Source organism: Cupriavidus basilensis, assembly GCF_000832305.1.
In the GTDB taxonomy this organism is placed as follows: Bacteria; Pseudomonadota; Gammaproteobacteria; order Burkholderiales; family Burkholderiaceae; genus Cupriavidus; species Cupriavidus basilensis_F.
This window is the reverse complement of record NZ_CP010537.1, coordinates 21,963-46,808: the sequence shown is the minus strand read 5'-3', so window position 1 is coordinate 46,808 and position 24,846 is coordinate 21,963. Positions and strand designations below refer to the sequence as shown.

Here is a 24,846-nt window from a genome sequence, read left to right as displayed (position 1 = left end):
AGCGCGGCGGGTGGAATCCTGCCGCACGCCGTGCATCACGTCGCGCCGCACGTGGCACAGCCGTTGCTTGCATACAAGATCGCATACAAGCAGGGCACAACGGCCGCAGCCTGAGACCCGCGAATTCCCGGAGAAAACGCCATGACTCAACTTTGCGACCAGACGCTGGCGCACTACGCCCGCAGCGCGCTCAAGCTGCACGGGCTGGAGCTGCCCAAGGACGCCGAGGCGCGCGTGATCGAACAATTCCTGCACGTGGCCGCGGTAGCGGTGCCCATGCTGGCGCACCCGCTGGATGCGCATGAAGAGCCGGCTCCGGTGAACCGGCCATGAACACGCGCGATGCCGTGGGCGTGGCGGCGTGCCCGAGGCCATCCGCATGGCTCGCGCGGGCCGCGGCATGAGCGGCGCCGAGGTCCGTGTGGTCTCGCGCGCCGAAACGGTATACGCGCAGCTACGCGACGACATCTTCGAGTTCCGGATGCTGCCCGGCGACCGCTTCACCGAAGGCGAGATCGCCCAGCGCCTGGGCGTGTCGCGCACGCCGGTGCGCGAGGCGCTGCTACGGCTGCAATCCGACGCGCTGGTGCAGGTGTATTTCCGCAGCGGCTGGGAGGTGGTGCCACTGGATTTCACACGTTTCGACGAGCTCTACGAGCTGCGCAAGCTGATCGAGGTCAACGCCGTGCGCATGCTGTGCACGCACGCCACGCCCACGGTGGATCACGGCGCGCTGGCCCAGCTTGCGCAGTTCTGGCAGGTGCCGCAGGACGCGCGCCTGGACGACGGCCGCCTGGTGGCGCAGCACGATGAGGCCTTTCACGCGGCACTGGTAGCGGCGGCGGGCAATCGCGAAATCGCCAGCGTGCACCGGCAGGTGACCGAGCGCATCCGCATCATCCGCCGGCTCGATTTCACCTACGCCGCGCGCGTGACCGCCACCTACGACGAGCACGCCGCCATCCTGCGCGAGATCCAGCGCCAGCGCGCGGAGCAGGCCGTGCTGCTGCTGTCCAGCCATATTGAAGAAAGTCGCGCTGAAGTGCGCAAGATCACGCTGCACCGCTTGCAGACGATACGCACCGACGGCACGCGCACCCAACATGCACCGCGATAGCACCACGTAGGCGCAGCGCGCCCCGGCGTGTCGATGTCGACGGCGAGCGTGATCGTGATCGTGGCGGAGATGTTCGTCGGCTCGGACACCTGCCCTGGCCACCGCATCATCGATGCGCAGCAGGTCTTCAACTCTCGATCTTCGGGCCCGATGAGACGCGCGCAAACGGGCCGCTGCGGGGGCAAATCTTTGCGAGAGTTATTTCCGATGTAACGCCACATTACGGGACCGGCCACGGTCCCGTTTTCTTTTCGAGGCTGCAGCCGGCCCCGCGCCACCACCCGTGCGCCCAATGCCGGCAAGGCCTGGCGGGTGACGTGCAGGGGTCCGGAAAGCCTCGCCAAAGGTGAAGCCGAGGCCCTTGAAAGTGTGATTGCGCCTTACAAGTGCGAGCACACCGGCTCGGGCCCGATCGCTACAGTGAGGCCATGTTCAACGCGAAGCCAGTCACGGAGTCCCCAACATGAAACGCGCCATCGCCCTGGTTGTCCTGCTCTGCTCCGCAGCGTCCCTGCTGTCCGCCTGCATCGTGGTGCCCCCGCGTGGCGGCCCGCCGCCGTACCGTTACCACGACCGCTATTGAGCGGCTGCGGGTAACACGCACGCGCCGCCCCCGAAATCCAACGCATCGCTCGCACCCCTGGAGTTGAACCATGAAACGCCAACTGCTGCTCGCCCTCACTACCCTTGCCGCCGGCGCCGCGCTTGGCCTGATCTCGCCGGCCCAGGCCCAGGCCTATCCCCCGGGCTACCACGGCAGCCCGCATATGCGCCCGGCGCCGCCCCCGCCGCGCTATGAGCCCCGCCCGCCGGGCCGTCCTGGCCAGGCATGGGTGCCGGGACACTGGAGCGCCAACGGCGGCAGCTATGCCTGGCGCGGCGGCTACTGGCAGCGCGAACGCCCGGGTCACCGCTATGTGCCCGAGCGCTGGGTGCAAAGCCCGCGCGGCGGCTGGGTGATGCGGCCCGGCTACTGGACCCGCTAAGCCGATCCTTCCCGGCCAGGCAACCAAGTGCGCCGTCCCTGCCTTGCGCGTGGACGGCGTCTTTTTTTTCGTGCTTGCAAAGCACACCCGGCACGCGGCGCCAGCGCGCCATCGAGTGTGTGCTAGCCAACAGTCCCCCCCGCAGCCCGGCATTACAGTCACCTCACTACCCGTCACCCGGCTCGCCGCGAACGCGAGCCAGGCTTCGTGCTGCGTGAAGGAGACATGCCATGGCAGACGACAAGCAGATCGTACCGGTCATCCTGTGTGGCGGCGCCGGCTCGCGGCTGTGGCCATTGTCGCGCGACGGCTATCCCAAGCAGTTCCTGCGCCTGCTCGGACAGGACTCGCTGCTGCAGGACACCCTGTTGCGGGTGCGGGAGATTCCCGGCGCGCAAGCCCCGATCCTGGTCAGCAACGAAGCGCACCGTTTCGTGGTGGCCGAGCAGGCGCGGGAGGCAGGCTGCGCGCTTTGCGCCATCGTGCTTGAGCCGCATCCGCGCAATACCGCGCCCGCCGCGGCGGTGGCTGCGCTGCAAGCGCGCAGCGGCGGCTCGGACCCGGTGCTGCTGGTGCTGCCCTCCGATCACCTGATCCGCGACCGCGCCGCCTTCGCCCGGACCGTGTGCCAGGCCAGCGCCGTGGCCGCAACCGGCGTGGTGGTGACGCTGGGCGTGGTGCCCACGTTTGCCGCCACCGGCTACGGCTATATCAAGGCAGTGCCCAGCAATACGGCTGACTTGCTGTCGGTCACGCGCTTTGTCGAGAAGCCCTCGCTGGAAATGGCTACCGGCTACCTGCAGGAAGGCAACTGCTTCTGGAACAGCGGCATTTTCCTGTTCCGCGCCTCCGTTTATCTCGCCGCGCTGGAGCGGTTTGCCCCCGACATCCTGCTGGCCGCGCAGGAGGCGATGGTGCGCGGCCACCGCGACCTGGACTTCTTCCGGCTCGACACGGACGCCTTTGCCGCCTGCCGCTCTGACTCGATCGACTACGCCGTGATGGAGCACCTGCGTGACGCGCAAATGGCGCCGCTGTCCGCCGACTGGAGCGACGTGGGCTCCTGGGATGCGGTCTGGAAGGCCGCCGAAAAGACCACCGATGGCAACGTGGCCATCGGCGACGTGGTCACGCACCACGCGCAGGGCTGCCTCGTCCACGCCTCGCACCGGATGGTGGCGGTCGCCGGCCTGGACGACGTGATGGTGGTGGAAACGCCGGACGTGGTGCTGGTGGTCCACAAGGATCACTGCCAGGACGTGAAGCAACTGGTGGAAGCGGTGCGCGCCCAGGGCCGCCCCGAGGCCACCCAGCATCGCAAGGTATACCGGCCCTGGGGTGCCTACGACGCCGTGGACCACGGCACGCGCTACCAGGTCAAGCGCATCACGGTCAAACCCGGCGCCAAGCTCTCGCTGCAACTGCATCACCACCGTGCCGAGCACTGGGTGGTGGTTTCCGGCACGGCGCGTGTGCGCCGCGGAGACGTCGAGTACCTGCTGACCGAAGACCAATCCACCTATATCCCGATCGGCGAGGCGCACAGCCTTGAAAACCCCGGCCGGATCCCGCTCGAACTGATCGAGATCCAGTCCGGCTCCTACCTTGGCGAAGACGACATCATCCGGATGGCAGATATCTATGGGCGCACATGACCTCGAACCCTTCGGCCGGCTCGCGGCCACCGAGCTGCAGCCCGAGGCCAGCGGCGACACCGGCAGCGGCGGGGCGCAACGCCCGCGCCGCGCGCTGATCACCGGCATTACGGGCCAGGACGGCGCCTACCTGTGTGAGCTGCTCATCGCCAAAGGCTACGAGGTGCACGGCATCAAGCGCCGCAGTTCGCTGTTCAACACCGAGCGCATTGACCACCTGTACCAGGATCCGCAAGCGCCCAGGCGCAGCCTGATCCTGCATCACGGCGACATGACCGACACCGCCAGCCTGGTGCGGGTGGTGCAGCAATCGCAACCTGACGAAATCTACAACCTGGCGGCGCAAAGCCACGTGCAGGTGTCGTTCGAGGAACCCGAATACACCGCCAACACGGACGCGCTGGGCACGCTGCGCCTGCTCGAGGCCGTGCGCATCCTTGGCCTGGAAAAGCAAACCCGCTTCTACCAGGCGTCCACATCCGAGCTGTACGGCCTGGTGCAGGCGACACCACAGAAGGAAACCACGCCGTTCTACCCGCGTAGCCCCTATGCAGCCGCCAAGTTGTACGCCTACTGGATCACGGTGAACTATCGCGAGGCCTACGGCATGTATGCCTGCAACGGCATCCTGTTCAACCATGAGAGCCCGGTGCGCGGCGAGACCTTTGTCACGCGCAAGATCACGCGGGCGATGGCGCGCATCGTGCTGGGGCTGCAGGACACGCTCTATCTCGGCAACCTGTCGGCCCTGCGCGACTGGGGCCACGCGCGCGACTACGTGGAAATGCAGTGGCTGATGCTGCAGCAGGACAAGCCCGAGGACTATGTGATTGCCAGCGGCGAGCAGCACAGTGTGCGCGAGTTCGTGCAGCTGGCCGCCCTGGAGCTCGGCATCACGGTGCGCTTCGAAGGCGAAGGCGCCGATGAGGTGGGCGTGGTGGTGCGCGTCGATGCCGCCGCCTGCCCGGTGACAGCGCGCTGCAAGCCAGGCGACACGATTGTGCGCGTGGACCCGCGCTACTTCCGCCCGACCGAAGTCGAGACGTTGCTGGGCGACGCCAGCAAGGCGCGCGAACGGCTGGGCTGGTCGCCACGCACGAGCTTCGGAGCCCTGGTGCGGGAAATGATGGAAGCGGACTTTGCCGCGGCGCGGCGCGATGCGTTCGTCAAGCTGGCCGGGTTCCGGGCCTACGACCATCATGAGTGAAGCCGGCACCGCGGTGTCAGGCGGCCCCACGCCGTCATCCGCAACCCTGCCAGCGCGGCGATCGCGTGTGTTCGTGGCAGGCCACCGCGGCCTGGTTGGCTCCGCCATCGTGCGCGCGCTGGACGCGCGTGGCCAGGCCGACATCATCACCCGCGGCCACGCCGAGCTCGACCTCACCGACCAGCAGCAGGTGCGCGCGTTCTTCGCCACCGGGGGCATCGACACGGTCTACCTGGCAGCCGCGCGCGTAGGCGGCATCCACGCCAACCACACCTTTCCCGCCGAGTTCATCCAGCAGAACCTGATGATCGCGGCCGTCGTCATCCACGAAGCCTGGCGTGCGGGCGTGAAGCGCGCGCTATTCCTAGGATCGAGCTGCATCTACCCGAAGTTCGCGCCCCAGCCCATCAGCGAAGCCGCGCTGCTTACCGGGCCGCTGGAGCCCACCAACGCCCCCTACGCCTTGGCCAAGATCGCCGGCATCGCGCTGTGCGAGAGCTACAACCGCCAGTACGGCACCGACTACCGCTGCGTGATGCCGACCAACCTCTACGGCCCGGGCGACAACTATCACCCCGACAACAGCCACGTGATACCGGGCCTGCTGCGGCGCTTGCACGAAGCCAGCATGGCGCACGCCCAGCAGGTGCCGGTGTGGGGCAGCGGCACGCCGCTGCGCGAGTTCCTCTACGCGGACGACCTGGCCGCGGCATGCCTGCACGTGATGGCGCTGCCCGAAGCCGTGTACCGCCAGACCGCGCCGGCCGGATTCCTGAACGTGGGCAGCAACGAGGAAGTCAGCATCCGCGAACTGGCGGGGCTGGTGGCGCAGACCGTGGGCTTTCGCGGCGACATCGTCTTCGACAGCAGCAAGCCCGACGGCACACCGCGCAAGCGGCTCGACTGCACGGCCCTTGCCGCCACAGGCTGGCAACCGGCCGTGACGCTGCGCGACGGCCTGCGGCTGGCCTACCTGGATGCACTGCAGAGCGCAAGGCTGGCGCATGGCACAGCACCGGCACAACACGTGGAGGCCTGACATGAAACCCCTGCTCCGCCATCCCGACGAGCGTGCGCGGCCTCAGGCCGAGGCGTGCGCGACGTCGGCCACCTCGGCCGCCGGCAGCGGGGCAGCGAGTCCCGGCGCGCTCTGGCCCGGGCAGGTCATCTTTCCCACGGGCAGCGCGGATGCCGGCCTGTGGCGGCGCTGCCTGCAGCAAATGCGCGCCATCTCGCTCAGTCCCGGCGCGCTGGTGGTGCTGGCGGGACAGAGCCGGCTGGAGAACTGGGCCATGCTGCTGGCCAGCATGGCGCTGGGGCGGCGGCGCGCGGCCTTCTTCCATGGGGCCGCCTTTGCCAGCGTGCCCGGGCGCTTTGGCGCGCTGGCGGACGCGGTATTGCTGCGCCATTGCCAGGGCGTCTTCGTGGGTAGCGAGCGCGGCTGCGCGCGCGCCATTGCCGCCGACGTTCCCCCGCGCAGGATCTTTGCCTGCCGCCCGCCGGCCGTGCTGCCGGACGGCTTCGATGCTGCCGCCGAACAGCGCAAGCGGATCGAGCACGCTGCGCCGGCACATGCGCCGCATTTCCTGCATGTTGGCCCCCTCACGCACGATCCGGCCCTGGTGCTGCTGCTCTATGCCTTTGCCGGCGCGCGGCAGGCGTGGCCGGCGGCCACGTTATCGCTGGTGGGCACAGGCCGCGCCTATGGCCGGCTGCGCGCCATGGCCGACGCGCTCGGGCTGGGGCCCTCGGTACGCTTCCTGGGCGCGATGGCGCCGGCGGACCTCCCCGTGGAGTACCGCAAGGCGAACTGCCTGGTGCTGCCCGATGCCGCGCAGCGCTGGCATCCGCTGGTGCGCGAGGCATTGAGCTACGGCTGCCCGGTGGTGGTGAGCGTGAACAACGACGACGCCGGCGAACTGATACGCGACGGCGTCACCGGCCTGTATTTCAAGGCAGGCGACGCCGTCGCGCTGGCCAGGTGCCTGGTGCAAGTGCCCACGCGCTTTGCGGATGCCGCCGCCACCGCCACGCGCTGCCAGGCCGCCGCGCTGGAGGACTCCCCCGCCTCCGCGGGCCGGGCCATGGCGGCTGGCTGCGTGCGGATCATGGCCGCGGACTAGGCCCGCGCCGGCATATGCCGACACATGTCGACATGGCCGCCACGCACCCCGCGCGCCGCAGCGGGCGTGACGGCGGCGTAACCCATACAGCGCATCGATGCCACTGACGCTACCCTTGCCATGAAGATACTCATGTACTGCCTGAACTATGCGCCCGAGCTGACCGGTATCGGCAAGTACACCTGCGAGCAGGCCGAGTGGCTGGCCGCGCGCGGCCATGAGGTGCGGGTGGTCACCGCACCGCCGTACTATCCGGCGTGGCGCGTGGGCGAGGGCTATCGCGCGTGGCAATACAGCCGCGAGCGGCGGCGCTGGGTGGAGGTGTATCGCGCGCCGCTGTGGGTACCGCGCAGGCCAGGCGGCATCACGCGGCTGCTGCACCTGGCGAGCTTTGCCGTATCCAGCCTGCCCAGCCTGATGGCCCAGTTGCGCTGGCGCCCGGATGTGCTGTTCGTGGTGGAGCCTCCCCTGATGTGCGCGCCGGCCGCCTTGCTGTTCTCGCACTGGAGCGGCTGCAAGACCTGGCTGCATGTGCAGGACTACGAGGTCGACGCGGCCTTTGCGCTAGGGCTGCTCCGCCGGCCCTGGCTGCGCCGCCTGGCCCAGCGCGTGGAGCGTCAGTTGATGATGCGCTTTGACCGGGTCACGTCGATCTCACAGGCCATGGTCTCGCTGGCGCGCGGCAAGGGCACGGAGCCCGAGCGCACGGCCTTGCTGCCCAACTGGGTCAACCTGAGGGAAATCAGCGCCGGCAGCGCCGCGCTGGCGCGCCGCACGCTGGGCATTCCGGCGGATGCCGTGGTGGCGCTGTACTCGGGCAATATGGGCGCCAAGCAGGGGCTGGATGTCATGGCCGACGCCGCACGCCTGCTCGACGGCCGTGAACGCCTGCACTTCATCTTCTGCGGCGATGGCGCCGGGCGCCCGGCGCTGGAGGCCGCCTGCGCGGGGCTGCCACAGGTGCGCTTCCTGCCCTTGCAGCCCGCCGGCATGTTTGCCTCGCTGCTGGCCGCCGCCGACATTCACCTGCTGCCTCAACGCGCCGGCGCCGCCGACCTGGTCATGCCCTCGAAGCTGACCGGCATGCTGGCCAGCGCTCGCCCGGTGGTCGCCACCGCGGAGCCGGACACGGAACTTGGCCGCGTGGTTGCGCAATGCGGCGTGCTGGTGCCGCCGGGCGACGCAGCCGCGCTGGCCGCCGCCATCGACACGCTGGCGGCGCAGCCTGCGCTGCGCGCGCACCTGGGCGGCGCTGCGCGCCGCTGGGCCGAGCAGCACCTGGACCGCGACATGGTGCTGGGCGAACTGGAAAAAACGCTGTTCGCGCTGATCAGGCACCAGCCCGCCGGCGCGCCCAGCACCGCCGGGGTCGGCAGCGACTAGCACACGCCACCGCTCAGGTGTTCAACCGCTCAGGCGCTCATGCGTCCACTGACACGCGGTCTTCCACCGAAGCCGCCGCCAGCACCGTGAGATAAATGCTCTCGTACTGGTCGATGGCCTTCTCGGCGGAGAAATTTCCCGCCCACGCGATCGAGCGCGCGGCCACCTCGGCGCGCCGCGCTTGCGGCCATGCGAGCATCCCGGCCAGCACGTCCGCGCCGCGTTGCGCCCAGGCATCCATGTCACCGCTAGCCAACGGCTCGAGCAGCTGCACCTGGTCGCCACCGATCTCGGTCATCGGCGCGCGATTGGTGGTCAGCACCGGCGCGCCGCATGCCATGGCTTCGATGATGGGCCAGCCAAAACCTTCTTCCAGGCTCGGAAACAGCATCACAGCGGCCAGCGAATAGGCTGCCTGCACCGCCTCGGTAGGCAGCCCCGTCAGAAAGCGCACGCTGCCGCCAAGGGCGATCGCCCGTTCGCCCTGCTCGCGCATTTGCGCGGTGGGATCGCCGCCGACCATCCACAGCGCCCGCGGCTCGCGGCACTGCCGGCAATAGGCTAGGTAGAGCGCCAGCACGCCTTCACGGTTCTTGTACCACTGGTTGCCGCCGATATGCACCAGCATGCCTTGCGGATCGGCAGGCACGCCAGCGCGCTGCAGGCAGGCCAGCGCCTCGGTGGTGCCCATCCTGCGGAACGGATAGTTCATGCCGTTGTAGACCACCCATGCCGCCTCGGGCGCGCACGGATGCAGCCGCCGCAGGTCGCGCATGGTCTTGTTGGAGACGGCGATAAACGCCTTTCCCTGCAACAGGCCCCAACGGATCAGCGACTGGTAGGTGTGCCCGCTGGCCGAGAGCCCTTGCTCGGGGAACTCCCCGGCGAGCGTGCGCAGGGCGATGAAATCATGGCAGTGCACCACGTGCGGACGATGGCGCAGCAGCGGCATCCAGATGCCCAGCGCATGATCGGCCAGCACCAGCAAGGTGTCCTTGTCGACCTTGCGCAAGCGCCACAGCGCGAGCATCGGGAACAGGATGTACTGATCGATGTAGCCCAGCCATTTCCGCAGCCCGCCGCGCGCCGGCAGGCGGCACATCACGGCGGCGGGGGTCCATAGATCGGCCTGGTGGCCGCGTGCGCGCATGCCGTCGATGATCATCGCGGCGAAGCGATCCATGCTATGGCTGCCAAAAAAGGCGGGGTGACCCAACAAGATGATTTTCATGGTGATGGAAAAGTGTGCGGATAGCCGGGCGTTGCCGTGTCGTTTTTCAGGTCGTCTTTCAGGTCGTGACTTCGCCCTGCCGATCCGGGACAGGGCTTAACCCGGGTGATACAAGCGCTGGCTCGCTTGGCGCGTGGCGGCCAGCGTAATGCCGGCAAACACGAAGCCAAGCGCGTTGGCGGTCAGTTGCCCCACTACCGGCCAGGAGGTCAGCCCGAAGATGGCGATGGTCCACATCAGGATGAGAAAAGAGTTGCCGGTGCGCCTGGCCACGCGCAATGCGCGCCACATGCCGTTGACGAAGATCAGCGCCTTGAGCAAGATGCTCAGATAGCCGACCAGGCCCATCTCGCCAATGACGCGGCCGGTCTCGGTTTCGCTGATCACGAACAGCAGGCCGGTCTGCAGGAAGTAGTTGGCAAGGTTGCTGCCAAGCCCCAGCCCGCTGCCAAGCAGGCTCTGCTCGGCCGAGACATCGTTGACACCGAAGAACATCGACTCCACCCGGTCGCTGAAGCTCTCCATCTGCGCCGCGGAACTGAAACGCTCCAAGGTCGCGTCCACCGCCGAGCTGACGAACAGCACGATGACCACGCTCATGAGGATGGAAACAATGCCCCACGACAACGCCGTCCTGCGCCGTTTTCCCTTGCCGTAGCGCAAGCTTGCCAGCAGCGCGATGCCAAACACGATCGGCAACAACAGGATGGCCGAACGCGACCCGCTGACCAGCGAGGCAATGAACAGACTGCCGATGACCGCCAGCGAATACAGCTTGCCCAAGAGCCCCGGCTTCTGCTCGCCCAGCACCGCCTCCAGCGCGAAGGGGCTGACGATCGCCAGGAACAGGGTGTAGCCCAGCGTGAACGAGAAGGTGCCCGTGGTGCGCACCACGTCGGCCGTCACGCGGAAGACCGTATCCGGATCGCCCTCGATCTGGCGATTGAGGAAACTCTCCGGCGGCTGAAAATGCTGCACCAGTGCCAGCGGCGCCATGAACAGCAGCATGGCAAGCGCGGCCTTGTAGATGGCTTCCAGGTCCTGCTCCTCGAGCAGCTCGGCCGCGGCGTAGGCAAACCACAGGTACAGCAGCCAGAAGCGCACGCCGATCAGGAAAATGGGCAGCGAGTTGATGCCCGCAACAAGTTGCAGCAAGCCCCAGAAGCAGACAATGGCCGACCACCACAGCAGCATGCGCACGGTGCGCCGAGCCGGGGTAAAGCCTGAATAGCGCACCGCGTGGTACAGCGCGTACACCACCATCAGGTCGCGCAGCAGGATCAGCGGCATGGTGAGCGAATCCGAGACCCACTTGCGCGCGGCGCCCTCGAACACGGCAATCACGAAGACCGTGATGAAGATCCGCCCGAACACGGTGACGCGCGCCCGGCGGGCTGGCACGGCGGGCTTCGCGTAGGCAAGGGAATGGCTCAGCATAGCGCGGCTACCGTTTCGGCTGCACTCAGGCGGTACCTCGCCCAGGTGTACTTCTGCCCGGCGACACGGGCAGGGGCGCGCGCGCGCTCCAGCTGCGCGCGATCTGTCGCCAGGGCCAGCATGCGTTGGTACAGTGCGTCCGCGCAAAGCGGCACCACCCACCCGGCCTGCGGGAATTCATCGATGATTTCTTTCGCGCCGACCCGATCCGAGAGCAGCACCGGCGTGCCGGTTGCCAGGGCCTCGGCCACCACCATGCCGAAGGAATCGAAGCGCGACGGCAGCACGAAGCAATCGGCATCGGCAAACACCTGGAACAGCGCCGGCTGCGGCAACGCGCCAAGCTGGAGCACGCCCGGCATGGCTGCAATGCGCCCGCCCAGCTCCGGCTCGACGAGCGCGCCGGCAAGCACCAGCTCCGCCTCCGGCATCCGCTCCCGCAGCCGCGCGAACGCGTCGAGCAGCAGGTCGATGCCTTTGCCCACGCGCACCGCCCCGGCAAATACAAAGCGCGGGCCGCCAGCGAGCCGGTGGCGGCGGACGTCATCCGGCAGCGTTGCGCCAAGCAGGATCGGCTTGAGCTTGGCGGGGGGCACGCCGGCGTCGATGTAGGTACGCGCGGCAAACTCCGAGCAGGTGATGATGATGTCCGCCAGCGCAATCTCCGCATCTTTTTGCGCATTGATCTGCGCAAGGTAGGTGCGGTCCTCGACCGGCATCATGGCTTCGGCCGCACGATGATGCACGGCGGGCGCCTCCAGCACACAGCGCGCGCCGATGCGCCGCGCCGCCTGGAAGGTCCGCAGCGCGGAGTTCTCATAGGCCACCACGATATCCGGGCGCACCGCCTCCACCCGGGCGGCCACCCATTGGTCGAACAGATGGAAGATCCTGTGCGCGTAGGCTGACCCGGAGCGGCCGACATAGCGATTGAGGCCAAGCTTGAGCACACCCGGAAAAAACACCGGGTGCCGCCGCAGCGCCCTGGGGATGGCGACCTCGCGCACCTTGGCGTGATATCCGGCCGGCAGCCACCAGGGCGGCGCCTCGCCCGGGGCACGCACCGGCACACCGGACCAGTATTGCTTGAGCATGTCGTGCTCATAAAGCGCCTGTGCCATCTGGTGCGAATGCTGCAGGCCGGGATGCGTGACGAGAGCTTTCATGCTTCGCTCCCCCGTGGGGTGCCATCGAGCCTCGCTCCCGCGGGCACGGCTTGCGCATGCGGCCCGGCGCAACGCGTGGGCCGGCCGGGCGGCTGCATGCGCAGCGTGCCCGCCAGGCGCACGCCCTGCACGAAGCCACCCCAGCCACCCAGCAATTGCCCGGGCAGGCTGCGTGGGCGCTTGAGCAGGCTGTGCGCCAGGAAGTAAGCGCCCGGGCAACTGCGCGATCCGACCAGCAGCTGGAACAGCACCAGCCGCAGGCGCATCGCCGGCGGGGCGTATGCCATCGAGATCGCCGTCATGTTGCAGGTCTCCTCGAAGCAGCGCTTGCGCGCATAGCTCTGGCGCTCGTAGTTGTAGCGCGCGGCCGGATAGTGATCGACGATGGCGCCGGGATCGAGCACCAGGCGCCATCCTGCGTGGCGCAGCATCTGGCACATCCACGTCTCGTTGCCCGGCTGCGCGCCCTGCCCCTGCAGCCGCTCGTCAAAGCGCGCGGTGCCCAGTGCCGCGCGGCGCAGGATCCAGTTGCAGCCCTTGAGCGTTTCCACCGCGCGCGGCGCGCCGCACACCCGATGGGTCTCGCCGATGATCCGGCCCCAGCCGTCGCGATAGCCGGCCAGCGCAACATCCGGCACCGCCAGTGGCGCGCCGTCGGCGCCGCGCACGACATCCCGGCCGCCGGCGCCGCCCACCGTGGCATCGGCAAAGTGGGGCAGCAAGCGGGCCAGCCAGTCCGCGCGCGGCAGCGCGTCGTCGTCCAGGATCGCTAGCAGCTCGCCGGTTGCGTGCGGCAGGCCGGCATTCATGGCAGCTACGACGCCAGGCTCGGTCACCTTGACTACCAGCAACGCCGGATAGCGAGCCGGCGCCGTATCTGCCAGCCACGCAGCCGTGGCGGGATCATCAGCGCCGCGGCAGACCACGATCAGCTGAGCCGGCGCCGGCACGAGCGCGGCGGCCGCCTGCAGGCAGCGCTGGAGCATGTCCGGGCGCCGGTAGGTCGGGACCATCAGCGTAACGCTGGGCGCATCGCTCATTGTGTGCTTCCTCCATGGGGCGCAAGGCGCTCGTCGCCTGGCAGCAAGCGCCCGGCACGCACGGCCGCGGCGAGCTCGCAGACGATCGCCGCGGCCAGCCCGGACGACAGCCCGAGCTGGAACCACAGCACGCCATCGAGCGTGGTGAGATCGAAAAAGCGCGGCGCAACCGCGCACCAGGCCAGCACCACCGGCACCTGCACGAAGGCAAAATGATTCAGGCCGCGATTGGCCAGCAACTGCCAGGCGATGCCGACCACGCTGGCAAAGCCCGCGCCAAGGCAGGCGATCACCAGTTCGGCGCCCAGCGAAGCGTAGTTCGGCCCCACCAGCCACAGCAGTAACCCCGGCCAGGTCACGGCCAGAAGCACCAGCGCGGCGGCAGGCAGGCAAGCCAGCGCCACCCAGCCGGCAAAGCGCCGCAGCACGCCGTCGCGCGCTTGCGCGAAGCGCGGAATCACGTACGCGGCCACCACTGCACCCACCGGCATCAGCAATTGCCCGATGCGCGACAGCGCGCCCAGCGAGGCCGTTTGCCCGACCGCGCCGTGATAGGCGACGATGGCGAACACCAGTTGCCCCTGGACGCAGTAAAACGCCTCCAGCGGCAATTGCCGCCGCATGATGCGGCCGATGTACTGGCTGTCTTCCAACTTGCCGGCGCACCCGGCATGCGCCGTCAGTGGTATCTCCCGCGCGATCCAGCGCTGCACAAACGGCACGCGCAGCCCCGCGAACAGCACGTTGACGAGGGTCGCTCCCAGCACGCCGAGCAGGCCCAGCGCGTAGAGCGCGCACGACAGCACCAGGCGCCCCATGGACAAGCCGGTATCCAGCGCCTGCAGCGCGGGCGCGCGGTTGGCAAACAGCAGCACCTGGTCCACGACGCGCGATTGCATGTCGAAGTACCAGGTCGCCAGCAGCAGCGCCAGCAGCAACACGATCAGGACCGCGCCGGCATGGTTGCGATACAGCAGCCACGCGGCAATCGCCAGCACCACCGGCAACAGCCAGGCGGAGAGCTTCCAGCGCTGGCCCATGGCCGCGCAGGCCAGTTCCGCGGCACGCTCCCGGTCTGGCCAGGTCTTGCCCAGCAGCGCGTTCAGTCCAAGCTGGATGCCACCCTTGGTGACAATGGCGATGGCGCCCATGATGAGGCCGACCACCGTGTAGACGGCGTAGTCGCCCACATCGAGCCAACGGGCCAGCAGCAGGCCAGTGACCGCGCCGATCCCCTGTGAAAGCACCGCATAGACGAGGAACCTGAGCAGCTTCACGGCGGTCCCGCTCCCCGCTCGATGACGCTGTGGCATGACGGCGCGACCATGGCCTTGTCTCCTTTATCCCGCCGCCGCGTGGTGGACAGGCTGCGTGGCTTCGGCCGCGCCATGGATGATGTCGAGCAGCCGCTGTGCGGCCTGTCCGGCATGGAAGCGCCGGGCAAAGGACTGCCGCGCGGCAATGCGCATGCGCGCTTGCGCGGCGGGCTCCGCCTGCAGCCACTGCTGCAGGCAGGCGGTTGCGCCCTGCGCCGTGTCGGGGCCCACCAGCCCGGCGCCGTCGGCGACGATCTCGCGCCAGATATTGACCTTGTCGGAGATCAGCACCGGCACGCCGCAGCCAAGCGCCTCGGCCACCGCCACGCCGAAGTTCTCCTGGTGCGAAGGCAGGCAGAACACCTCGGCCGCGTGAAACGCGCCCCACTTGAGATCGCCTTTGAGCATGCCGGTCCAGCTCACGCGCGTGGACAGCCCATGCGCGGCAATGCGTTGCTCCAGCATCGCACGCAGCGCTGTGTCGTAGGGGCCGGCCAGCACCAGATGCAGCGCGGGATGCGCGGCGGCCACGCCGGCGAAGGCTTCGACCAGCAGGTCGCAGCCCTTCTTCTCGTGGATCCGGCCGAGGAACAGCACGATGCGCTTGCCGCGCACCGCCGGGAAGGCGCTAAGGAAGACCTCGCGCAACGGCGCGCTGTCCTGCGGCGGCTGCGCCGTGCCGTAGCTTGCCACCACCTCCCGGCAGCGATACGGCCAGAACGCGCCGCTGGAGCGCAGCTTCTCCTCGCCGCACGTGAACAGCACGCCGCGCGCATGACGCAGGACCCAGTAGTCCCCCACCAGCCAGTAGAGGCTCTTCTTCAGATGCTTGAGCGGATAGTGGTCGCGAAACCAGGGGTCCAGCATGCCGTGCGTAAACACAAAATACGGCACCCGCTTGCCACGCAGCGCCAGCCACACGGCCAGCGCGTGGTACTGCCACAGGCCTTCGACAATGACCGCATCGTACGCTTCGCAATGCGCGCGCAGCCAGGGCACCATGCGCCGGTTAAAACCGTACTTGAGCGATGACGGCCCCAGCGCGATGACGTCGAGCTCGCTGTCGCGCACGCAGGGCGCATCGGGCGCATCGCCGCAGCACACCTGCACCTGTACGCCGCGCTCACGCAAGGGCGCGCGCAGCTGGCGCACGCCCTCGATCGGGCCGCCGCCACCCGGATCGATCGACGAGATCACGTGCAGGATCTTCATGGCCGGGTTCCGGGAGCCACCGGTGACGAGTCGCCCGCCGCGGCCTTGCGCGCGATGAAATGAAACCAGTACACGTCGTGCAGGTCCTGGCCTTCGCGCACCGGCTCGCCATTCAGGTTGCCGAACACCACATCGGTGTGCAGCCCCAGCTCCGCGAGCGCGCGCTTCTGCGCAGCGAACTCGGTATAGACGATCACGATGCCGAACTTGTGGGCGGCGCAAACCCGGATGGCATAGCCATCGAACTCGCGGTTCAGCCGCGAGTGCCGCAGGTAGTTGAAGGTGGCAATCGGCAGGTTGCAGATCACCCGCGCGGTATCGATGCCAACCGCGACAGGGTTGGCCGACAGATGCGGAAGCCGCACGAAGCGCGAGAGATTCTCGCGATAGCTCGGCCCACGCATGTTGTGCGTGGAGAACAGCATCAGGCCGCCGGGCCGCAGCACGCGCGCGAACTCGCGCAGGATGGCGACGCGCCCCGCGTAGTCGACCGCATCGATGCCGTTGAAGCTGAACATCACCAGCGCGAAGCTGTTATCCGCAAAGCGCGACATGTTGCGCGCATCCATCTGCATCACCCGTACGCCGGGATGATTGCGCTGGCAGATCTCGACCATCTCGGGCATGTAGTCGACCGCCGTGTAGTCGTCGCTCAGCGCGCGCAGCAGCGCCACGGTGCGCCCGCCGCCCACGCCAACGTCGAGGATGGGCTGGCCCCGCACTTCGTCCGCCACGCTGGCGATCGCCGCGGCCTCGCCAGGGTCGGTCCAGTCGCTGGCGGTGCCGAACCAACGGCGCGCTCCCCAGCTACGCCATGCGTGTTGATTGATGCGATCCTGCGCCGTGCCTGAAGCCATGACCACCTCGTGAAGATGAGCAACGTTGGACCAAAGCGCAGCCGTGCCGCCGGCATGCTTTGCCGGGCAGATGACCGGTCTGCATGCGGTGAGGATGCCGGGGCGGGATTCGGGTTTCTGTACGTTGCCACACACGGGTCGGCAGGCCGGGAACAGGCAAGATCGGCGTGCGCCGCAAGGTATGCGCGGGACCTGCTTCAGGCGTAGCGGCGGGGTACCGCCAGCATCGCTTTCCTGCAGCGCAAGGGGGACATCCGGCACCGCGGGCATCCTCGCGTGCCGGCTGGCTATCTCCCCTCATCCTGATGGCTGAGATGGCTCTCATCCGTTTGTCCCGCGGCGCTCGCCCAAGGCTCATGCCGACGGCGCAAGTGGGTCGCGGGCTCCACCTCGGCGCGAGTTTCAAGATTGATTCGCCACGCGGACGCGCTACCCGAAAAAGCCATAAATGCGCTATCAACACCTCTTTCGGTTACAGCGGTGAAACATGATTGTCCGATAACTGTTTCAGTCCTGAAACTTAATCCCGGCAATTATCCATCACCCGTTCGGGTAACCCGCCATGCGGCCACCACCAAGGCTTTCCGGATGATGAGAACAATTCTCTCCAACCCAATTGGAGCGCCGCCAAAGCAACTTGATTTCGTGCAGATCAGACCATAATATGACCTTAATTCGTTTTAAGACGAATGGCATTTTGGGGTGGGTTCAGGGGGTCAGCCTTCCGGCTTGCGGTCAGTTCCCGGCAATAAAAACGGGCAGTCCGGCTTGGCGGTGGTACGGGGATAAATAAGGGCGGCGCGCGTGGAGCACCACGAGGGTCGCGCAGGTCATTATTCCGCTGCGTTCAACCTGTTTCCTACCGCAATCCTACGGGGGGAATAACAACATGAACGCACTGCTCATCGAGGGTCACCCACTGCTGCGTCTCGGGTTGCTGCAAATGCTCGAGCGCATTCACGGCGTCGACCACGTCATCACTGTCGACCCGGCCGACGTCGCCCTGCTGGAAGGCAACCATTGCGACCTGCTCGTGTTCGGCATGCCGGCCGACACCGACGCCGGATGGCAACTGCTCAACAAGGTGCGCTCCGTGCTCTCGGCCGAGCGCTTGCTGCTGCTCGCCGATATGATCCCGCTGCAGATTCCGGCGCTCGCCATGGCGCAAGGGATCTGCGGCTGCCTGCCGAAATCCGCTTCGCTCGCGGTGCTGGAAGCCGGCATCCGCCTGGCCATGGTTGGCGGGCAATACGTGTGCGGCCAGAACAATCGCCAGGCCGGTGCGTCAAGCAGCGGATCGCCGAGCCTCTCGGCCGGCAACTATCCCGTAGTTGGGCGCGTTCCCGTGCTGGCGCCACTGACTGACAGCGGGCAGTGCAACCCCGCCGGCATGCGCATCCAGGCCACGCCATCCTCGCGCGAGTCCCTGGCCGCGGTGTCTCGCCAGAGCGCTGCGGCGGCCGATGCCGGTGGCACCGGCGGGCACGGCGAGACCGCGTACGGCGAAGCCGAGATGCTGCAGATTACCCCGAGGCAATATGAGGTGCTGGTGCTGCTGGCGCGCGGACATCCCATCAAGACCGTGAGCCGTATGCTCAATATCTCGGTGGCAACGGTCAAGAGCCATGCTTGCACCCTGTACCAGCGGCTCAAGGTACGCAACAAGGGCGAGGCGGTCTACGCGGCGCTCCAGCGCGGCGCGTCGCTGGAATGGGTCAGCGGCGACGAGGCCTCGCCGCGCGCGGCGGTGCGCAACGCGTCGTCTGCCGGCACCAGGCCGGTACGCGCGGTCGCGGAGTACGGCACGGGCGTTTCCGCCGCGATGCGCTGAGGCGCGCTTGCGGCGCAGCCAACCGGCGGCGGCAGGTGTAAGCCTGCCGCCGTTGTCTTTTGTCCGAGTCCCCGGGGCGCGCTTTCCGGCATCCGTCTTGTGCCTTGCTCCTGCCCAGGGCAGGCCCCTTCGTTCGCCCTGGCGCGTCGCGCGCGCCAGTTCCGCCGTCGCAGTGCAATGTGTGACAGCGCACCGATTGCCCCTCCCCCGCCTCCTAGGATGGCAGCATCGGGGGACTGTCGCAGCCGTTGCGATGTCCCCGTCGCCAAATGCCGGAGGCTGCCGTGAACGAGATCACCGACCATGACAGGCAACACGGGAACGCACAACGCCAATGCCGGCCGCTAGCATGCCTTGCCATGCTCTGCGCGACCCTGTTGCTCAGCGCCTGTGCAAGCTCGCCGGGCATGCACTTCGACCCCAAGGCACCCGTCAGCGCGGTCGGGCCCAATGCCATGCCCAACATCACGCCGATCACGTTGGAGGTGGTGCGCAACCAGCGCACCATGGCGCAACGCGAGGTCGAGAAGCTGGACGAACTCTATGGCAAGCCGCAGCCCTATCTCATCGGCCCGGGCGATATCGTCTCGGTGGTGGTGTGGGATCACCCGGAACTGGTCTTCCCCAACCAGACCTACAGCATCGGCGCCGCGTATGAAATCCCCGCGGTGGGCGGCGGCTCCAATGTGCCCGGCTATGTGGTGAGCGCGCAGGGCGATATCCAGTTTCCCTACGCTGGCGTGATGAAGGTCGCGGGCAGGACCGCGAACGACGTGCGCGACCAGATCGCCAAGGTGCTTTCGCGCGTGGTGCGCGATCCCCAGATGACGGTGCGCGTGCTCGCCTTTCGCAGCCAGCGCATCTATGTGGATGGCGAAGTGCGCACGCCTGGCATGCAACCGATCGACGACGCGCCGATGACGCTCATCGAGGCGCTTAACCGCGCGGGCGGCGTGCTCAACCTGACAGGCGACAATAGCCGCATCCGCATCACGCGCGGCGAGCGCAGCTGGCATGTCAACATCCCGGCACTGCTCGCGCGCGGCATCGATCCCTCGCGCATCATGCTCAAGAACGGCGACATCGTGCGCGTGGAACAGCGCGAGGACAGCAAGATTTTCGTCACTGGCGAGGTGGTACGTCCCACCACGTTGCTGATGCGCAATGGCCGCATGACGCTTAACGAGGCCATTGGCGACGCTGGCGGCGTGAACCCGAACTCCGCCAATGCGGAGCAGATCTTCGTGATCCGCAAGGCGGCGGACGGCGAGCCCAAGGTGTATCACCTGGACGGCACATCGCCGGTGGCACTGGCCATCGCCGAAGGCTTCGAGCTCGAGGCAAAAGACGTGGTGTATGTCGACGCGCGCGAGCTGGTGCGCTGGAGCCGCGTGGTCAACCTGCTGCTGCCATCGACGAGCGGTGCGTTCAGCGCCGCCAGCGTGGTCAAGTAAGCGAGACCGCGATGATCCGCTCGATCCTGGTTGTGTGCATCGGCAATACCTGCCGCAGCCCCATGGCACAGGGCCTGCTGCGCCACGCGCTGCCCGGCTGCACGGTGAGTTCCGCCGGGCTGGCCCCGCTGGAGGGCGCCGCCGCCGATCCGCATACGGTGCGCCTGCTCAAGGAGGACGGCCTCGATCTCTCAGGGCACCGCGCGCGCACCGTGGACGAAGACATGATCAACGGCGCCGACCTGGTGCTGGTGATGGACACAGAACAAAGAGAAGCGCTTGAGCGCCAGTATCCGCAGGCACGCGGCAAAGTCTACCGCCTTTGCGAGTTCATGCACGCTGACGTGCCCGATCCCTATGGCTGTTCGCAGAATATGTTCCGGATCGTGCTGGGGCTGATCAGGCAAGGGGTCGATTCATGGTCGGTGCGCATTCGCGCCATTGCACGGGATCATTGTCACGGGGAGGTAGCATGAACACGTTCAATCCACACGAGGCCTTGCCGGGGGGGCACGTTCAGCGGGAGAAGTCGATCGACCTGACCGGCTATCTCGACGTGCTGATGCGCTACCGCTGGACCTTCATCCTGATCGCGGGCACGGTCTTCGCGCTGGGCGCGGCCTACGCGTTCTTCACCAAATCCGTCTACCGTACCGATATCGTGGTGCAGGTGGAGGACACGGGGAGCAGCGCCAACACCAAGCTCGCGGGCAGCGTCGCGCCGGTCTTCGACGTCAAGCCGGCCGCCGCCGCGGAGATCGAGCTGCTGCACTCGCGCATGGTGGTGGGCAAGGCCGTGGAAAGCCTGAAGCTGTTCATCGACGCCAGGCCGAGCTACTTTCCGGTGATCGGCCAGGCGCTGGCACGCTACAACCCTGGCCTGTCGGAACCTGGCATCTTCGGCTGGGGCGGCTTCGTCTGGGGCGACGAGCGCATTACGGTAGGCCGCCTCGACATGCCGACGCGGCTGGAAGGCACCAGGATGACGGTGACGGCCCTTGACGGCAACCGGTACCGGCTGAACGTCAAGGGCGAGCAGACCATGGCAACAGGCACCGTCGGCCAGCCGCTGCTCGTGCCAACCTCACGCGGCAACGTCGAGATCCTCATTACGGAACTGGAAGGCAACCCTGGCGCCAACTTCAACGTGACGCGGCTGCCTCGGGCCATCGCCATCGCGCAGCTGCAGCAATCGCTGCAGATTGCCGAGCGCGGCAAGTCGAGCGGGGTGATCGGCATCACCCTTGAAGGCCCGGACCCGGACCTGATCGCGGCAACGCTCAACGAGATCGGCAGCGAGTATGTCGGCCAGAACGTGCGCCGCAGGGCGGAGGAGGCCGAGAAATCCCTGGCCTTCCTCGACCAGCAGCTGCCGCAGGTCAAGCAGCAGGTGGAAACCGCAGAGACGCGCTACAACGCGCTGCGCAACCAGCGCGGCACGATCGACCTGGGCGAAGAGTCGAAGCTGATCCTCTCGCAGTCCGTGCAGATCCAGACGCGCCTGCAGGAGCTGCGCTCGAAACGCCAGGAACTGGTGACGCGTTTTACCGGCAACCATCCCAGCATCGGCATCATCGATGAGCAGATCGGCAGCCTGAATGCCGCGCTCGCTGGCGTGACCACGCGTATCCAGAAACTGCCCGAAGTGGAGCAAAACGTGCTGCGGCTGCTGCGCGATGTCAAGGTCAGCACCGAGCTTTACCAGTCGCTGCTCAACGACGCCCAGCAACTCAAGCTGACCAAGGCCAGCAAGGTGGGGACCGCGCGCATGGTCGACCCGGCCGAAGTGCCCTTGCAGCCCGTGCGGCCCAACCGGTCTATGCTGGTGATATTCGCGGCCATGCTTGGCACCGTGGGCGCGCTGATCGTGGTGTGCCTGCGCCACATGCTGGACGGCGGCGTTGCCGAGGCCGACGATATCGAAAACCTGACAGGGTTCACGGTGTACTCCACCATCCCGTTCAGCCCGGAACAGTCGCGCCTGGCCGCGCAAGGCGACCCGAAAGCCGCGCTGCTGGCCTGCCGGATGCCTGACGATCCCGCCATGGAGAGCTTGCGCAGCTTCCGCACCGCCTTGCAGTTCTCGCTGCTTGGCAACCGCCATCCGGTGGTGCTGGTGACGGGCCCGGCGCCGGGTGTCGGAAAGTCCTTCGTCTGCGCCAACTTCGCCGCGGTGCTCGCCGCCGGCGGCAAGCGCGTGGTGCTGATCGACGCCGACCTGCGGCGGGGTAGCCTGAACCGGCGCTTCGACACCGACCGCGGCCCCGGCCTGACCGAGCTGCTGCAGGGCGCGCCGGTGGAACCCGCCGTGCGCAGGCAGGTTGTGCCCGGGCTGGATTTCATTCCCACCGGCACGCTGCCCGAGCATCCCGCGGACCTGCTGCTGAGTCCCGCGATGGACGCACTGCTCACTGCGCTAAAGGCGAATTACGACATCGTGCTGATCGACACGCCGCCAGTGCTCGCCGCCTCGGATACCGGAATCCTCGCAACCAAGGCCGATGCGGTCTTCATGGTGGCCCGTGCGGACTCGACTACCGTGGATGAACTGGAAGCCGCGGGCAGGGCGATCAGGCAGGTGGGTGGGGAAGTGAAGGGCGTGCTGTTCAACGGGTTGAATGTGCAAGGGCGGTGGTATCGGGCGCATTACAACTTCGGCAAGTACCGGTATCTGAACTATCGGTATCAGGACGTGGATACGGTGCAGAGCCGGTAGGGCTGCCCCGCGCAGCGCGCAATGGAAGGCGCCGGGATTCCGGCGCCTCCTTTTTTTCTTGGTGCGCGGCCGGCAAGCCGGCCGCGCTCAGGCGCTCGCCGTGCCTGATACCGCATCCGCCAACGCGCCGGCGCTGCCCTCGCTCACCTCGCTCACCTCGCTCACCTCGACGGGCTCGACCGGCTCGCCGCGCGCCAGCTGCACCTCGATGTAGCGCACCAGATGCGCCCCCAGCGCGGCGCGGCTGTCAGCAAGAAACAGCGAATGATCGAACGTGGGCAGGGTGCGCACGCGGATGTTGCCCAGGCCCTGCAGCGCTTCAAGGTTGCTGCCGAAGCGGTCCTTGGCTTCTTCCAGCCCGATATCGCTCATGCCGTAGAGGAAGTCCGTCTGCACGCCGCGCCGGTCGAGCTCCCGCATGGCGGCCCGCGCGAAACCGGTCACGGTGGTGGTGTCGTCGCCGCCGCGCCAGCGCACCACGGCGGCGGCGCAGCGTTGCGCCACGCGCCGCGTGCATCGGCGTGCGAAGCCGGACAGGATCGGCCAGACCTTGACCTGGCCGCGCCACAGCCGCTGCCAGTTCTGCACGCGGCGCACGGCAGCGACGTAGCCCCGCATGGACTGCACCCGTTCGTTCACGGCGGCGGTGTCGGCATCGTCCCAGCGGAATTTCGCCAGGTTGGCCAGGACCAGGCCATTGACCCCCGGATTGCGCAACGCCACGTGCAGGCTGATGAACGCGCCCGAGCAGACCCCGGACATGACGATGCGCTTGTACCCCTGCGCGCGCAGCCAGTCGACGGCGGCACTGGCATCGTCGCATGCGCTCTGCGCGTAGACCGCCGGAATGCTCATCTGGCGTGCCGGGGCCGGGCTATCGCCCAGCGTGGAGAGGTCGAGGCGCAATGCGGTCACGCCGTGCCGGGCCAATTCGCGCGACAAGCTCACAAAGACCCGCCCGTCGCCCACATGGTGGTTGCCGCCGGTATTGGGAAAGAGCACCGCGACATCGCTCGCGCCACGCCGCGCGGGATGGCAAAGGATGCCGAACTGGCGGCCGCGGTCCAGCCATACCCGTTGCTCGCGCACGCCGTCCACCTCGCATTCCAGCGCGGGGCTCTCGTTGCCTGGCGCAGGCAGGCCGGGTGCGGCGCCGCGGCGCCCGGCGGCAACGGCCGGGCGCACCCAGGCCAGCACCGCTTGCCAGGCGCTCTCAGGCACCTGCGCGTACTCGGCGGCTTGCATCATGCCGGGATACTCGCCAAAGGTGCCCAGGGTGACCTCGGCCCCCGATCCGCGATAAAGCGTACCCATTTCTGCGACGGGGGAAGCGGCCCCCGGCCAGGCGTCAAGCAGCAGCACGCGCGGCGCGGGGCAGCCCCTGCGGCGGGTCAGACGCAGGCCTTCGAGCGTTGTCACGGTGTCGGGCTGAAAGCGGTAGGCGAGCACTTCGAGCGATCCGTCGGTGGGCGGCGTGAGCTCGATGTCGGGGATGACGTTGTTGACCCAACTGGTGTGCAACGCACGCAGCTCGCGCAGATAGGCGCGCCCGCTCACCACCGGCGCCAGCAGCACCAGGCCGGCCACGACATCGGGCTCTCGCGCGGCCAGTGCCTCGGCGGCGAGCACGGCCAACGTGGCCCCCAGGCGCAGGCCGCACAGCACGACCCGGCTCACTCCGGCCTGCTCGCGCAGCACGGCTACCGCGCCCAGGATGCCGTGCACGCACCAGGCAATATGCTCGCCATCGGCGTCGGAGCCGGCGGAGTCCCCGGTGCCGGGATAGTCGAAGCGCAGCACCGGCAAGCCCCCGGCGGCGAGGTCTGCCGCCAGGTGGCGAAACGCACGATGCGACCACATCGCCTCGTGGCCGTGGGGGTTGCACAGCACCACACCCGTGGTGCCTGCAGCCTCGTGCAGCCAGCCGGCACAGCCCTCGAACAAGACCGGTTTCATGCGCTCTCCCAAGGAAAAACGAGGCGTTGGCCCCAGGCATTGGCGCACGCAGAAACGGGTACGCTTTGTCTTCTGTTGTTGCTTGTATGTGCCCTTGCGCCATGCCCGCCGGCGGCTCCCGGCCTGGCACAACCCAAAAAATGCCGTGTCGCGGCCCGC

General features: G+C 67.7%; 20 protein-coding genes and 1 pseudogene. 13 read left to right on the top strand and 8 right to left on the bottom strand.

The features are described 5' to 3' along the window. The first annotated feature begins 141 nt into the window (after positions 1–141). From RR42_RS21040 to RR42_RS20995, 9 genes and pseudogenes are all read left to right on the top strand, one after another. Positions 142–333 carry an AtzG-like protein gene (locus tag RR42_RS21040; protein ID WP_043352692.1) on the top strand — a complete coding sequence of 64 codons (192 nt, stop codon included), beginning with the start codon at positions 142–144 and terminating at the stop codon, positions 331–333. A 28-nt stretch (positions 334–361) separates the two neighbouring features. Next, positions 362–1,117, top strand: coding sequence for a GntR family transcriptional regulator (locus RR42_RS21035; RefSeq protein ID WP_330218537.1), 756 nt, complete (start codon positions 362–364; stop codon positions 1,115–1,117). 30 nt (positions 1,118–1,147) lie between these two features. After that, a pseudogene (locus tag RR42_RS41165) lies at positions 1,148–1,258 on the top strand (ABC transporter permease); the annotation flags it as partial. Positions 1,259–1,770: 512 nt separating this feature from the next. Beyond that, on the top strand, positions 1,771–2,103 hold the full coding sequence (locus RR42_RS21020; protein ID WP_043352686.1) for a YXWGXW repeat-containing protein: 333 nt from the start codon (positions 1,771–1,773) through the stop codon (positions 2,101–2,103). A gap of 230 nt (positions 2,104–2,333) precedes the next feature. Further along, entirely contained in the window at positions 2,334–3,758 is a 1,425-nt protein-coding gene (locus RR42_RS21015; RefSeq protein WP_043352683.1) for a mannose-1-phosphate guanylyltransferase/mannose-6-phosphate isomerase, read from the top strand. Continuing rightward, positions 3,745–4,965, top strand: a complete 1,221-nt coding sequence (gmd, locus tag RR42_RS21010; protein WP_173430723.1) for a GDP-mannose 4,6-dehydratase — start codon at positions 3,745–3,747, stop codon at positions 4,963–4,965. Before RR42_RS21015 ends, gmd begins: the two co-directional genes overlap by 14 nt. Further along, positions 4,958–6,004 carry a GDP-L-fucose synthase family protein gene (locus RR42_RS21005; RefSeq protein ID WP_052494835.1) on the top strand — a complete coding sequence of 349 codons (1,047 nt, stop codon included), beginning with the start codon at positions 4,958–4,960 and terminating at the stop codon, positions 6,002–6,004. Before gmd ends, RR42_RS21005 begins: the two co-directional genes overlap by 8 nt. A 1-nt stretch (position 6,005) precedes the next feature. After that, entirely contained in the window at positions 6,006–7,088 is a 1,083-nt protein-coding gene (locus RR42_RS21000) for a glycosyltransferase (RefSeq protein WP_043352681.1), read from the top strand. Positions 7,089–7,208: 120 nt separating this feature from the next. Next, positions 7,209–8,471 carry a glycosyltransferase WbuB gene (locus tag RR42_RS20995; protein WP_043352679.1) on the top strand — a complete coding sequence of 421 codons (1,263 nt, stop codon included), beginning with the start codon at positions 7,209–7,211 and terminating at the stop codon, positions 8,469–8,471. Positions 8,472–8,508: 37 nt separating this feature from the next. Here RR42_RS20995 and RR42_RS20990 read toward each other — a convergent pair whose 3' ends face one another. The 7 genes from RR42_RS20990 to RR42_RS20960 form a co-directional block, all read right to left on the bottom strand. Next, positions 8,509–9,654, bottom strand: coding sequence for a glycosyltransferase (locus RR42_RS20990; protein WP_082055270.1), 1,146 nt, complete (start codon positions 9,652–9,654; stop codon positions 8,509–8,511). 144 nt (positions 9,655–9,798) lie between these two features. Next, the gene (locus RR42_RS20985) at positions 9,799–11,139 is read right to left on the bottom strand and encodes a hypothetical protein (protein WP_043352675.1); all 1,341 of its coding nucleotides are present in this window, start codon (positions 11,137–11,139) and stop codon (positions 9,799–9,801) included. Beyond that, complete coding sequence (locus tag RR42_RS20980; protein WP_043352673.1) at positions 11,133–12,305, bottom strand: glycosyltransferase family 4 protein; 1,173 nt, start codon at positions 12,303–12,305, stop codon at positions 11,133–11,135. Before RR42_RS20980 ends, RR42_RS20985 begins: the two co-directional genes overlap by 7 nt. Continuing rightward, complete coding sequence (locus tag RR42_RS20975) at positions 12,302–13,345, bottom strand: glycosyltransferase family 2 protein (protein WP_052494834.1); 1,044 nt, start codon at positions 13,343–13,345, stop codon at positions 12,302–12,304. Before RR42_RS20975 ends, RR42_RS20980 begins: the two co-directional genes overlap by 4 nt. After that, positions 13,342–14,622, bottom strand: coding sequence for a hypothetical protein (locus RR42_RS20970; protein WP_043352671.1), 1,281 nt, complete (start codon positions 14,620–14,622; stop codon positions 13,342–13,344). The genes RR42_RS20975 and RR42_RS20970 overlap by 4 nt, the downstream gene beginning before the upstream one ends. Before the next feature lie 63 nt (positions 14,623–14,685). Beyond that, positions 14,686–15,873, bottom strand: a complete 1,188-nt coding sequence (locus RR42_RS20965) for a glycosyltransferase (protein WP_043352668.1) — start codon at positions 15,871–15,873, stop codon at positions 14,686–14,688. Then, a complete protein-coding gene (locus RR42_RS20960; RefSeq protein WP_052494833.1) occupies positions 15,870–16,730 on the bottom strand; it encodes a class I SAM-dependent methyltransferase in 861 nt (286 codons plus the stop codon). Before RR42_RS20960 ends, RR42_RS20965 begins: the two co-directional genes overlap by 4 nt. Positions 16,731–17,619: 889 nt before the next feature. Between RR42_RS20960 and RR42_RS20955 the strand changes: the two genes are divergently transcribed. The 4 genes from RR42_RS20955 (at position 17,620) to RR42_RS20940 (ending at position 22,731) form a co-directional block, all read left to right on the top strand. Then, positions 17,620–18,561: a response regulator transcription factor gene (locus RR42_RS20955; protein ID WP_043352667.1), complete on the top strand. Its 942-nt coding sequence runs from the start codon at positions 17,620–17,622 to the stop codon at positions 18,559–18,561. Positions 18,562–18,920: 359 nt separating this feature from the next. Continuing rightward, positions 18,921–20,015, top strand: a complete 1,095-nt coding sequence (locus RR42_RS20950; RefSeq protein WP_043357513.1) for a polysaccharide biosynthesis/export family protein — start codon at positions 18,921–18,923, stop codon at positions 20,013–20,015. Positions 20,016–20,026: 11 nt separating this feature from the next. Continuing rightward, positions 20,027–20,491, top strand: a complete 465-nt coding sequence (locus RR42_RS20945; RefSeq protein ID WP_043352665.1) for a low molecular weight protein arginine phosphatase — start codon at positions 20,027–20,029, stop codon at positions 20,489–20,491. Beyond that, positions 20,488–22,731: a polysaccharide biosynthesis tyrosine autokinase gene (locus RR42_RS20940; RefSeq protein WP_043352664.1), complete on the top strand. Its 2,244-nt coding sequence runs from the start codon at positions 20,488–20,490 to the stop codon at positions 22,729–22,731. The genes RR42_RS20945 and RR42_RS20940 overlap by 4 nt, the downstream gene beginning before the upstream one ends. A gap of 87 nt (positions 22,732–22,818) precedes the next feature. On the opposite strand, the gene RR42_RS20935 is transcribed toward RR42_RS20940, so the two are convergent. Beyond that, complete coding sequence (locus RR42_RS20935; RefSeq protein WP_043352662.1) at positions 22,819–24,687, bottom strand: alpha/beta fold hydrolase; 1,869 nt, start codon at positions 24,685–24,687, stop codon at positions 22,819–22,821. Positions 24,688–24,846 lie beyond the last annotated feature (159 nt).